Source organism: Croceifilum oryzae (assembly GCF_030814315.1).
Classification (GTDB): domain Bacteria; phylum Bacillota; class Bacilli; order Thermoactinomycetales; family Thermoactinomycetaceae; genus Baia; species Baia oryzae.
This window is the reverse complement of the sequence record NZ_JAUSUV010000006.1, coordinates 155081-167762: the sequence shown is the minus strand read 5'-3', so window position 1 is coordinate 167762 and position 12682 is coordinate 155081. Positions and strand designations below refer to the sequence as shown.

At 42.0% G+C, this 12682-nt stretch carries 10 protein-coding genes; 2 read left to right on the top strand and 8 right to left on the bottom strand.

Annotated features, from left to right (window positions below):
- Window positions 1-56: 56 nt before the first annotated feature.
- Together J2Z48_RS08115 and J2Z48_RS08110 are read right to left on the bottom strand one after the other, a co-directional pair.
- On the bottom strand, window positions 57-1037 hold the full coding sequence (locus tag J2Z48_RS08115; protein WP_307252519.1) for a sensor histidine kinase: 981 nt from the start codon (window positions 1035-1037) through the stop codon (window positions 57-59).
- Entirely contained in the window at window positions 1034-1732 is a 699-nt protein-coding gene (locus J2Z48_RS08110; protein ID WP_307252685.1) for a response regulator transcription factor, read from the bottom strand. Before J2Z48_RS08110 ends, J2Z48_RS08115 begins: the two co-directional genes overlap by 4 nt.
- 109 nt (window positions 1733-1841) lie before the next feature.
- Between J2Z48_RS08110 and J2Z48_RS08105 the strand changes: the two genes are divergently transcribed.
- Together J2Z48_RS08105 and J2Z48_RS08100 are read left to right on the top strand one after the other, a co-directional pair.
- On the top strand, window positions 1842-3173 hold the full coding sequence (locus tag J2Z48_RS08105) for an anti-phage deoxyguanosine triphosphatase (RefSeq protein WP_307252518.1): 1332 nt from the start codon (window positions 1842-1844) through the stop codon (window positions 3171-3173).
- A gap of 97 nt (window positions 3174-3270) precedes the next feature.
- Window positions 3271-4062 (top strand): transporter substrate-binding domain-containing protein, encoded by a 792-nt coding sequence (locus tag J2Z48_RS08100; RefSeq protein WP_307252516.1) that lies wholly within the window; start codon window positions 3271-3273, stop codon window positions 4060-4062.
- A 106-nt stretch (window positions 4063-4168) separates the two neighbouring features.
- Here the strand turns inward: J2Z48_RS08100 and J2Z48_RS08095 are convergent, their stop codons facing one another.
- From J2Z48_RS08095 to J2Z48_RS08070, 6 genes are read right to left on the bottom strand one after another with little or no spacing between them, the layout of a single operon-like run.
- Window positions 4169-5992 (bottom strand): IucA/IucC family protein, encoded by a 1824-nt coding sequence (locus J2Z48_RS08095; RefSeq protein WP_307252514.1) that lies wholly within the window; start codon window positions 5990-5992, stop codon window positions 4169-4171.
- A gap of 12 nt (window positions 5993-6004) precedes the next feature.
- A complete protein-coding gene (locus J2Z48_RS08090; protein WP_307252513.1) occupies window positions 6005-7339 on the bottom strand; it encodes a lysine N(6)-hydroxylase/L-ornithine N(5)-oxygenase family protein in 1335 nt (444 codons plus the stop codon).
- Window positions 7329-7916: a GNAT family N-acetyltransferase gene (locus J2Z48_RS08085; RefSeq protein WP_307252512.1), complete on the bottom strand. Its 588-nt coding sequence runs from the start codon at window positions 7914-7916 to the stop codon at window positions 7329-7331. Before J2Z48_RS08085 ends, J2Z48_RS08090 begins: the two co-directional genes overlap by 11 nt.
- A complete protein-coding gene (locus J2Z48_RS08080) occupies window positions 7876-9711 on the bottom strand; it encodes an IucA/IucC family protein (RefSeq protein WP_307252511.1) in 1836 nt (611 codons plus the stop codon). Before J2Z48_RS08080 ends, J2Z48_RS08085 begins: the two co-directional genes overlap by 41 nt.
- Window positions 9695-11212, bottom strand: a complete 1518-nt coding sequence (locus J2Z48_RS08075; RefSeq protein ID WP_307252510.1) for a pyridoxal phosphate-dependent decarboxylase family protein — start codon at window positions 11210-11212, stop codon at window positions 9695-9697. The genes J2Z48_RS08080 and J2Z48_RS08075 overlap by 17 nt, the downstream gene beginning before the upstream one ends.
- Window positions 11209-12585 (bottom strand): aspartate aminotransferase family protein, encoded by a 1377-nt coding sequence (locus J2Z48_RS08070; RefSeq protein ID WP_307252509.1) that lies wholly within the window; start codon window positions 12583-12585, stop codon window positions 11209-11211. The genes J2Z48_RS08075 and J2Z48_RS08070 overlap by 4 nt, the downstream gene beginning before the upstream one ends.
- Window positions 12586-12682 lie beyond the last annotated feature (97 nt).

Here is a 12682-nt window from a genome sequence, read left to right as displayed (position 1 = left end):
TAAGATGATGCAGAATAGAAAAAAACCCCTCCAGCTTGAAAGGGGTTCACTCTGATTTAGACACGATCAAAGGTAAGGCGAACCGTTGTCCCTACTCCGACTTCTGACTCAATAACAACTTTATGATTTAGTTTTTTACAGATTTCACGTACTAGGTACAAGCCCATTCCTGTGGATTCTTGATACTCTCTACCATGTTCTCCAGTGAAATAAGGATCAAACACACGTCGTAAATCTTGTTGGGGGATTCCGATACCCTGATCGGATACTTCCAACATCACATGGTCACCAGTTTGCTTTACTTGAAATGCAATTTTTTGCCCTTTTCCAGCGGAGTATCGAACTGCATTGGTTAATAATTGATTTAGAATAAATGCCAGCCATTTTTCATCACTATAAACAGTGAGATCATCTGGAACGTGAATATCAGGATACACTTTATTCCGGAAAAATAGGCGACGATTCTCGGCGATCACTTTTTTGATAAGGGATGCTAAAGAGATAGATTTTACATGGAAATCATGCTCAAATTCATCTAAACGAGAAGCGTATAGGACCATGTCCAAGCCTTTTCGGAGGCGGTCGAGCTCTTCCTGAATGCTCTTACTCTGCTCGTTATCGTCATCCTGAACCGTTAGATGGATCACGGAGATGGGCGTTTTCATCTGATGAACCCATTGATTAATAAACGTAATGTGATCTTGTAATTTTTTCTTATAGTGAATGATCTCATCTTGATAGCATTGGAATTGTCTCTCCATTAAGTGATCCAATGCTTCCGGAAGTGGTGAATCTCCTGATTTTTGCATCGCATCATCTAGAGCATCCATCGTTTGTGACATACGGCGATAAAATGTTTTGTGACTGATGAAGCGTTGTAACAAATAAACCGTTAAGAAAAATAGGCTTAATCCTATAGAGTAGAATATGATAGGCAAGTGTTTATAACCATCTAGCCAGTATAGTAGGGGAAATAAAGCCATCTGGATCGTATAGAAGGCCAATAGAGGGAGATGTTCCCGATAAAATAACCTCATGCTTCCCCACTCCACGTTACTTTTAACATGTAACCGGAACCTCTGACGGTTTCAACCGCTTCTTGGACACCTAAATCTCGAAATTTCTTGCGAACACGAGTTACATAAACGTTTAGTGTATTATCATCAATAAAATGTTGGTCATTCCATAGTCGATCTAATAGTTGATCACGACTTACTACGCGCATCTTCTTTTCCATGAGTGCTTCTATTAAGATAGCTTCTTTTTGACTTAATTCAACACTTTGATCTTTTAGTGTGAGTAACATTCGTTCAGGGTATAGAACTAAACCCTCTACTTCTACTGTTCGTTCCCCTTGATTCGCATAAGTTCCATATGCTCTACGCAAAGCGCTGCGGATTTTGGCTAATACGATCTCATAATGAAATGGCTTTGTAATATAATCATCGGCTCCATTTTCTAAAGCCATTACTTGCTCCATACTACCTTCACGAGCACTGATGAAGAGAATCGGACACTTGGAGGTCTGACGAATTTGTCTGCACCAATAAAATCCGTCAAAGCTTGGTAGATTCAAGTCCATCAGTACCAGATGAGGCTGAATTCTCATAAATTCTTCTGTGATTTGGTTAAATTGAGTTGCAATCTCTACTTGAAATTCATAACGAGTCAGGTGGTCTTGTAAGAGTTGAGCAATTTTCGGATCGTCTTCTACAACCATAATTTTGTACATCAAGTGAGTATCCTCTTTTCTTTGAACGAGTACGATCAATAAAAATATTTGACTTGAGAATATAAAGAATACAACATGTAAATTATTAAGAAAAATAGGGGTGTATACAATGATATTGGAACGTAATGAGTATAACACATGTTATAGAACCAGTGATTATGAGCGCCGGGGTCCTTCTAGTATGAGTAGTATACCAGATGCCCGTGATCCATTTGAAAAAGATTATGGCAGAATCGTTCACAGTGCCGCGTTTCGGCGATTACAAGCGAAAACGCAAGTAATTGGTTTAGATGTAGGCGATATTCATCGGACCCGATTAACGCATTCGATGGAGGTTGCACAAATTGCCCGGGGAATTGTGATTCATCTAAATGAGAATAATGCTGTCTTTCAAGAAAAGCAAAGTTTAGATGCTTCACTCGTAGAAGCGGCCGCCCTTGCCCATGATTTGGGACATCCTCCTTTTGGACATCATGGAGAATATGCTTTGCATGAATGCATGAAACCATATGGAGGCTTTGAAGGGAATGCTCAAACCTTTCGTATCTTAACCCGATTAGAAGGAGATAAAAAGCTAGGTTTGAACCCGACTCGGGGTCTACTGATGTCTATTTTAAAGTATCCAATCCTGCTTAACAAAGCGATGGCAGATGCGACAGATCCAGCTCTAACTGAGCATCCTCCCAAAGCAAGTGCTTATCAGAGTGATCAGGAAGCTTTTGAGTGGATGTTAGCTCCCTTTACGACGGAGGAACGTGCTTTTCTAACTCGTACAAAGGAACTACCGAATGGATATCTAAAAACGGTACATAAACCATTGGAATGTTCCATTATTGAGCTTGCCGATGATATTGCCTATGCGACTCATGACCTCGAAGATGCTATTAATCTCGGCTTTTTACGGGTAGAAGAATTAGTTGATCTAGTACAAGTATTCCTCAAGTACAATAAAGAACCTGTTCTTCAGCAAGCGATTTATGATTTAAAACAGTTGGAATCAGATCGAGACAGTTTAAAGTACCAACTAAATCGAGTCTTTGGTGCTATTATTTCCACATTCATTCAAAGTTTAGAAGTGCATCAGCTTTTTTCTGCGAATAAAGTTTCTTCAATGAGGATTTCTCACACCGTTTTGATGCCAGAAGATTTGCAAGCCATCCTGCAACGTTTTAGCCAAGTTGTGATGGATCGGGTTATTCATTCGCAGAAAGTGCAGATGGTCGCCTTTAAAGGTCAGCGCATGATCCATCAACTTTTTGAAGCGATGATGAATAATCATCTACTGCTTTCTGAAAATGATCGCATCTTGTATCAACAAGTTTTTTCCGATTCCGATCGTGCTAGAGTCGTTTGTGATTATATCGCAGGGATGACGGATTCGTTTGCTACTAAGATGCATGCACGCCTCTTTGGTCATAGCCGAAGCTTTTTTGATCACTAGAGTTGACAGCTATTCGAAAGGAGCGTAAGATTGGTCTTGGTAAAACCTTAAATTCATATTAATATACTAGGAATTAGTTTGTAGGAGGAATACGAGAATGAAGAAGTGGCTTTTAGGAATCGTAATGAGTTTTTCAATGGTGGTTACCGGCTGTGGTGGCCAAGGTGAAAAAACAACAGGTACTGACCTTTACGATACAATTAAAAAACAAGGATTTATTACGATTGGAACAGAAGGTACCTATAAACCTTTTAGCTACCATGATGAGAAAACAAATGAATTAACGGGTTACGATGTAGAAGTAGCGAAAGAGGTTGCGAAACGTTTAGGCGTTCAAGCGAAGTTTCAAGAGATCCCTTGGGATGGTATGTTGACAAGTCTTCAAACGAAAAAGATCAATCTTGCTGCGAATCAAGTAGGGATTAAGCCAGAGCGAAAAGAAAAATTTGATTTTAGCCAAGCGTATACGGTTTCATTTGCACAAATAGTCGTTGCACAAGATAACAATTCGATTAAGGCTATTGCCGATGTAAAAGGGAAAAAAGCAGGTCAGACGCCAACCAGTAACTATGGAAAGATGGCAACTGATGCTGGCGCAGAGATTAAAGCATACGAAGATATGATGACTGCTATGCGCGATGTGGCGGCGAAACGAATTGACTTTAGTATGAATGATCGCTTAGCGATTGCGGAGATGATGAAGACCAATAAGTTACCACTTAAAACGGTTGGTGAACCGATGGAGCGTGCAGAAAGCGCCTTTCCAATTCCCAAAGGGAACCCTAAGTTGTTAGAAGCAGTTAATAAGGCAATTGATGAGATGAAAAAAGATGGTACGTTGGAGAAGATTTCGAAGAAGTATTTTGGTGAGGATGTATCGAAGGGGTAAGTGGGTGTAAATAGTAAAAAAACGTGTGCGATTATCTGCACACGTTTTTTTTATTTTAGAGCTTTAATTGCTTATTTCCAGACGCTTTTTGGGGTAACTTTCAACACTATTGATTAATCGACACTAACGCTAGCGGATTGCGTACCTTCCCAAACTCCGATGCATGAGGTCGCTCTGCATCATCGCCGTATCCGTAGTCGAGCATGCGGTTACGGTTTAGGCATAGTTTGGTAAACTCTGGTCGGAGTAGATCGAAGACTTCGAAGCGCTCTTCTAGTTGTGGGAAACGTTTTTTATAGGCTTCAATTACATTGCGTACTTCTCTCCAGAAGCATTGCTCACTCCAACCAGTATGTGCTTCTAGTAGTTGTCCGAGGTAACGGAAGTGGCAAACGAATAGCCCTGTAAAGATAAATTGACATAGTCCTTCTGGTTCTTCGCTTCGTAGTACTTGACGAAGTTCGTCTGAAAGGGTTGCAAGTTCTGGCAATGGGTATTTGCTGACGTTGACATCATCCACGAAGTCTTTGATCGCGAGTCGATGTGGACGGTGATTTTTTAGCACTAGGATCGTATTTTGCCCATGCGGAGAGAAGACGACTCCGTATTGGTATAAGTAATGTAAGAGTGGAGGGAGAAGGACTGCAAATAGTTCTTTCATCCACTCCTCTACGGAGAGACCTGATTTCTCAATTAGGGATTGAATGAAGGGCTTTCCGCTCCCGTCTATATAGAGAAGGGACGCTAAGGTAATCGGCTGTTCGCCTTCATCAATCAAGTTATAGATGCTTTCTCGCCAGATACAACCTAGTAACTCTAGGTATTGATAAGGGGAGCCAGCGATTTTTTCAAAGTAGGGGTGGCTGAGATTGATACTCGCATTTTCACCCGGTAGAATCACTCGATGTTCATCACGTAAAAAAGAGTCATGGCGATAGATGTTTTGGATATAGGTGGTGATTTCAGGCGCTAAGACTGTACGCTCACTTGGGAGTCCACGGTAAACCAGTGTGTTTAGGATACTCATGGGCAGTTTTACGTGATAGCGGTCTTTTCTGGTTACATTGACAAAGGTACGAACGGACTGTTGAGGTAGGTACTTGTCTGTACCACGACCCATGGGGATGATGACTTGAGTCGCAATTTGCTCAGCAAACATCTGAATCAGGTATTGATCCCATTGCCATTCATGTACGGGCATAAAAATATAATCATCGGTAGAATGTCCATCTTGAGCTAGTTGGTTTTTCCATTTACTAGCAAGTTCAGGACCTATTTCCTCTGTAATAAGTACATCTAAATTAACCTGTTCGACGGAACGAAGGTCGGTATGATCTTTGCGAACGGCAATCCATAGAAAGTGAGTCGTTTGTTGTTGTTCGGGTGCGTATGAGAGGTAATCCTCATAGCTAAAGCCAATTCTTCCTTTGTTGTAAGTAATCCAAGGATGTCCTTCCATCATACCTTCTAGATCAGAGTAGTCCATTTCAGTTAGATCGAGGTCTTGATTAATTCTCTTTTTATGAAGAATATGGGAATCTGCGATCAAGGTTTGTTGATATTCACGAATCAGATGAGCCGCTGTTTCCCCGGACATCGGGATCGTCGGTTGTAGCTCATATAGAAATTGCAATGGGTTAGTTGCTTGTGTGGTGATATCTCCCTGCACACGTTTGATAGAGGAAGGGATGACTTGAAAGCTATCAAATAAATGTTTCTTCGCGTCATAGGTGTAAATAACTTGGTTGGCTACTTCTAGTTCATATCGATATGATTCTTTTTTTATGTCATACGAAATTTCGTTTGGTTGGATAATGTTTTCATACATCATTTCGGAAAGCATCTTACTTAGTAATTGTACGGAAACTTCTTCCCAGATGGCGGGAGTTAGGATTTTTTTTATGTTTTGGATAGATGGATTGATTGTCACTTTTTCTCACCTCTATATATGGCTAGGAACACGAGTTGCGCCAAATTGTTGGAATACATTTTTCTCTTGTACAGGATATACTTCGGAGCCAAGCAGTGAATTAATAATAATCGAGTTCCGATATGCTCCTAGTCCTAGATCGGGAGCGCCGATGCCGTGACTATGAAGTTCTCCATTTTGGATATAGATTCGATTGTTCGGACATCCATGCGTCGCGATTTGATAATCTTCTTGGATGATTGGACGTTGCTGTTTATCGCGCTGGATGTATTCTCCGAAAGGATGAAGCATGAGATCCACTTGAGAGGCATATCCAGTGGAAAGGATTACCACATCGCTTTGGTGAGTAGAGCTAACTTCCTGTTCGGTATGGGTGAGCGCTAACTCGTAAGTTCCATCAAATCGTGGCTCGATCGACTCTAACGCGGTCATTGCTTGTAAGGTAACAGGAGCTGATTGTCCGCCTATAGTGCGCTCGTAGTATAGATCATAGATGTCAGCAATCGTAGAGGCACTAATTCCTTTATAGAGCAAATCTTGCTTTCTTCTTCGCGTATCCTTTTGCTCTTGAGTTAGCGAGTAAAAATAACGAGTGTAATCAGGTGAGAAATGCTCAAGCCCTAACTTTGAATACTCCATAGGGAAAAATCCATTTGATCGTGTGTACCAGCTTAGTTCATAGGAATGATTTGGTTGATCTTGGAAAAGGGTCAAAAATACTTCTGCTGCGCTTTGTCCCGATCCAATTACGGTGATCTTCTTCGCTTCGTGACATCGTTTTTGTCTTTCGAGAAACAGAGAAGAATGAAAGACATCTTGATCCGAGAGCTGTTGGAAACGCTCATCGATGATGGGAGCGGTTCCGATACCGAGAACGAGATGTTTGCAACGTAGTAGGTCAATTTCTTTACTGGTTGTATCTCGCACACAAACCTCGTAGTAGTTTTGCACTGGATCCTCTTGTGGATGAAATTCAAATCCGATTACTTGTTGTCCAAATTGACAGTTGTTTAATTGCTTAGAAACCCATTGACAGTAGTGACTATATTCCTTACGTGGCACGTGGAAGTGTTCTAAGAAATAAAAGTGATATAGACGCTTTTGGTGACGTAGATAATTCAGATAAGAAAAGGGACTTGTAGGGTCCGCCATCGTTACGAGATCAGCTAAAAAAGGGACTTGTAGGGTCGTATTTTCGATTAATAAACCAGGATGCCAAGCAAATTCTGGCTTTTGTTCGAGAAATAAAGCATTTACATCGTCTACAGGATCTAATAATGCTGCTAACCCTAAGTTAAAGGGTCCGAGTCCGACTCCAATCACATCATAGAGGGTATTAGATTGCATGGATATCTTGCCACCTTTGTCTAAATTCGTTTCGATCGCAGAAGAGAAGGGCCGCTTCCTTACCAGGCAGGGGGATTTTCTTCTGAAATTGGAATCCACATTTTTCAAAAACATGAATCATTTTCTTATTTAAAAAGTTTGGTTCCGCAACCACTTTCTCCGTCTCGGCGTTCTCAAACAGGAGGCTGGTAATGGCTCGTAGTAATGGGAGTGCGTACCCCTTTCCAAGGTATTGAGTATCACCAATAAGAAGATGGACCCCTTGATCAGCCGGATGATATTCATAGCTATTTTCGAGGATGTCTCCTTTTACCCAGTAGGTCTCCCAATAGCTCATCGGAACCCCATCGATCAACCCGATATGCAGACTGTGGTGGGGGTCTTGGAGGAATTTTGTTAAGTGTGTGTGATACGCTTCACGTGAAATATTTAAATTCCAGTAAGGGATCACATGTGGTTCTTGATTCCACTGATAGAGCATCTCGAAATCAGTTTCCAACTGAACCGGACGAAACGAAATTTCTTTCTCAATCGATTTATCCCAAATGATTTGACGGGGCAACTGGTGTTTGATCAATAGAAGGGGCTCCTTTCCAAAGTGGGTTTGGAATCATGGTATAAATGGATTGAGTGTCGAGTGAACCAACAAGCTCGTCCATCTCATAGAAACGGGTTAGGTAATTGGCTTTACAGGGTAGCTTTTCATGCTCCAACAGACTCGTTAAAAACTGAGAAGAAGGGCGATCATGAACACGCCATGCTTGAAGCCTTTCACGCAGATCAGAGAGTAGAATCTCTTCATCAATTAAGCCAGCATTTCCAAATGCTTGGATCAATCCAAATATGTGATTGTAGATGAGATAGTATCGAAAACGCTCATCTGCGACTGCATCGGAACACATGGTTTGGCTTAAGGTGCTTACGTCTGGAATCAACTTTTGTAATGCTTCAAACATCGATTCTGCGTAATAGTATCCTTGGTTATCGCGATAGAAAAATTTCACCGGATACCCGGCCATGGAAAGTTGTACTAAGCTATTTTGCTGATGGGCTTCTAGTGCGATTCCATGATGTAAATAGAGATCGAGCATAGGTTCGAGGGAAATTCCGAGATAGCGTTGGAACCATTTTAGGCTTACTTCTTCTACGGATCGTTGCTCAATCTTGGCAAGATTTTCGATAATCTGTTTGATTCTGGAGCCTTGACCTGGAAATACGTCTTGTCCTAAACCAGCGATTAAGGTGACTTGTTGATCGCAACCGGAGATAAATGGATTGGAACGTAGTGTGATTTCAAATCCAGATTCTTCTTCGGTTGGATGTTTCACCGTGATGAAAGCAGGATCAGTGATGATTTGGAAGTCAGGATAGCGGTCATGTAATTCGCTACCAATAGGGCTCTCTACGATTTTGGAAACTTCTACACCCCGTTCCAACTCCTTATATTTGTTTACTCGTAAGGAGTTGGTAATTTGAATCGGAACGGACCCCTTGATCATAAAGCGAGCCTCTGGATGATATAGGGTGCGTAACGAAGAGGTTGCTTGATATGCTCTGCCGATGGTTCCGAGATTGTGAATCTTTCCGTTTACGATAGCGGACTGAACCCATTCCTGTTGGAGTAAACGCTCTGCTTGCAATGGATGAATGGGGATAATCGAAAAATCATCATTTTCTTGGCAATAAGCATTTTTCCACTCTTCAGCAATCGTTGGATCATTTCGTAATTCTTGTTTGATACACTCGGTTGCGCTTTCCGTTAGATTCGACTTTTCCAGTACAAGCGAGTGATGGACATGGAAATAGTGGAGTGCAAATGCCCCTTTTGTCTCAGGCGCATAACGAACTTGCTCTGATTCATGTAGCCCTTGTCTACTTTTGGGTGTGGGATGGAGGAGATGTCCCACTACAAGTGATTGTTCTGCTTCAATAAAGCTAAAATAGGTTTGCGTAAGCGACTCCTGATCCATGGAACGGTTTTCGATAAACTGTGCCATCAGTTGCTCGCTTTGCAAGATTCGCACGAGTAAATCACTTGGAATGGAATCAACTCCCTCTAATGCCGCCGCTTCTTTGGCTAGTAGAGTAGCTAACCATACAAAGTCTAGCTCTTCTATCTTCGAATCTCTTTCAACATAAAGTGGGAACGCAAAGAGATGTCGCCCTGTACGCGAAACATAGGAGGCAGGTGCGAAAATAGTAAAGCCAACTGATTTTAATGGAATTTCAAAAATCGTGTCCGAACTGGTCGTAATGGAAGGAGGCAAAGAATGATGACCGATAATTGATCCAATTTGAGTCTCACGTAAAAAGCAGTTTAGCAGGTTTTGCATGCTGTGTTGTTGAGCAATTTGTCTATTTGGAGATTGCATGTACGATAAGTCCTCCTTCTAATTCCTTCCCGATCTTCGTAATTTCGGTTAATAGTGCTTGGATGTCAGATCGTTTGGTTCGTGGATTTAATAATGTAAATTTGAGATAGACATGCCCCTGGTACCTCGTTTTTGCAATAACAGCTGAACCAGATTGCAAGAGTGCTTGTCTAATTTGGTAATTGAGTTCATCTAACTGATGATCAGTATAGTTTTGATTCACACCATTATATCGAAAAACAATCGCATTGATTTCAGGATTTGGATTTATGATTTCAAAAGAAGAATGCTGTGTTAGATCATGCGCTACCTCTCTTGCTAGATCAATCGTGGTTTCAATCATCTTCGGAAACTGATTTTCTCCTAATACCTGTAAGCTCACTAATAACTTGCAAGCATCAAAGCGGCGCGTTGTCTGTATCGATTTATTTACAAGATTAGGCACACCTTGTTCTTCATCATCTTCAGGATTTAAATAGTCCGCATGAAGGCGAATGTACCCAAAATGCTCTTGATTACGTAAAAGAAAAGCTCCGCAACTAATAGGTTGGTAAAACAACTTATGAAAATCAACTGTGATGGAATCGGCTTGAGAGATGCCAGCTAGTTTGATAGATTCTCGTTCGCTTAAGATTAAAGCCCCACCATATGCGGCATCGACATGAAGCCATATCGAGTGTCGTTTGGCAATCTCAGCGATTTGAGTGAGGGGATCAATGCTACCGAAGTCAGTTGTTCCCGCCGTTGCTACGATAGCAAAAGGCTCTAAGCCCTCGTCCAATAAACTTTCGATGGTCTCTTGTAGATGAAGAGTTGACATTCGTTGATGCTGATCGACTGGAATGGAGATGACAGACTGAGAGCCGAGACCGAGCAATGCAGCTGACTGTCGAACGGTAAAGTGGGCCATCTCCGAACACAGAATTCGTAGCTTCGATGCTTCTGGAGGTAACCCTTTTTGTTGGATATTCCAATTCCATCGTGACCCAGCATAATGATCGCGTGCTAGATGGATGCCCATGAAGTTCGACTGGGTTCCTCCGCTTGTAAATACACCATCACTTGTTGGATTGTAGCCATATTGTTGACATAACCACTCAATCATCCGGCTTTCAATAAACGAGCCCACAGAGCTCTGATCCCAAGAATCCATCGATTGGTTAGTGGCAGAGATAAATTGTTCGGCCGCTAATGCAGGGATCAACGGTGCACAATGGAGGTGGGCAATCGAGTGTGGATGATGTACGGCAATCGAGTGTTTTAAAACACTTTGTGATAGCTCGAAGAGGGCTTTCGTTAAAGGAAGTCCCTCTTTCGGATATATATCGATCTGCTCTACCATTTCCTTTATTTCGGAAAGGGTAGCTCCACTATATGGGTGTGAAAGTTTGGCAAACTGCTCTTCAATTGCCACCCGGGTTGTTTCGGATGCTAGATTTTGATTGATGATAGAACCGACTGAATCATTTAGGAACCAATGATCCCAACTTTGTTCTTTCATGAAATCGTTGCCTCCTGACGTGGAGAAAGTATTTTTTCTGCTGCGAGAACTGCTTCTCCGAAAATGTTGGTAATCTCTTCAATCTGCTCAGAAGTAATGATCAGAGGAGGTAAGAATCGCACAACGCTGCCGTGACGACCACCTAATTCTAGGATTAACCCCCGGCTAAAACACTCCTGTTGGATGAGGCGTGCTAGTGCTGGATGAGCTGGATGACTCCCCAAATGATCTGGAGACTGGTTGAAATCAACGATTTCCGCTCCTACCATGAGGCCCTTCCCACGAACTTCTCCGATCGAGTTGGTTATATCTTGGATGAGACGTAATTTTCCTCGTAGAAGTTCTCCCATTTTTTCTGCGTGGTCCGCAAGGTTGTTTTCTCGAATATAGCGAATCGTGGCAAGTCCAGCGGCCATTGCCATTTGATTGCCACGGAATGTACCTGCATGAGCCCCAGGACCCCACTTATCTAATTCCTCTCGATATACTACCACAGCTAATGGCAAGGAACCGCCGATGGCTTTTGATAAGACGAGTACATCTGGTTCGATTCCAGCATGTTCAAAGGCAAACATCTTGCCAGTTCTGCCAAAACCAGTTTGAATCTCATCTACAATCATGGGGATATGATGTTTTTCTGTCACCTTACGTACATGTCTAGCCCATTCATCTGGGGCAGGGATTGCGTCACCTTCACCTTGTACCATTTCCAAAATGAGCCCTGCTGGTTGGGTTACACCACGTTCAGGATCATCTAAAAAACGCTCTAAGAAATGTTGATGAATTTCTACGCCTTTATCTCCTCCGACACCAAAAGGGCAACGATACTGATAAGGATAAGGTAAGAAGTGGACATCAGGCATCAGACCCGGTATATCCTCTTTAGCCCCCAAATTTCCCATCAAGCTAAGTGCTCCATGAGTCATCCCATGGTACCCACCTTGAAACGAGAGAATGGAGCGTTTTCCAGTAGCCGTTTTGACAATCTTCAGTGCCGCTTCAATCGCATCGGTCCCCGCTGGTCCACAAAATTGGATTTTTGCTTTCTGAGCAAAAGAGGAGGGGAGTACGGAATATAGCTCTTCGACAAATTCATCCTTAATCGGTGTCGTAAGGTCTAGTGTATGTAAGGGATATTCGGATTGAACAGTCTCTAAGATTGCGTCTTGAACAACCGGATGATTGTGTCCGAGCGCAAGGGTACCTGCTCCGGATAGACAATCATAATAAACCTTTCCTTCTACATCTGTGATCTGAATCCCTACTGCTTTTCGGATCGCAATGGGAATTCGTCTCGGATAGGAGCGAGCATTCGATTCACGAATGGATTGCCGATCTAAATAATGTTGATTGTTAAATGTATTAGAACTCATAGAGATGCCTCCTAGAAATGAAGAAAATTGAATATGAGAATCATTATCATTAAAAGATAGATCTCACTATAGCCCAGATAAAATTGTTTGTAAATAT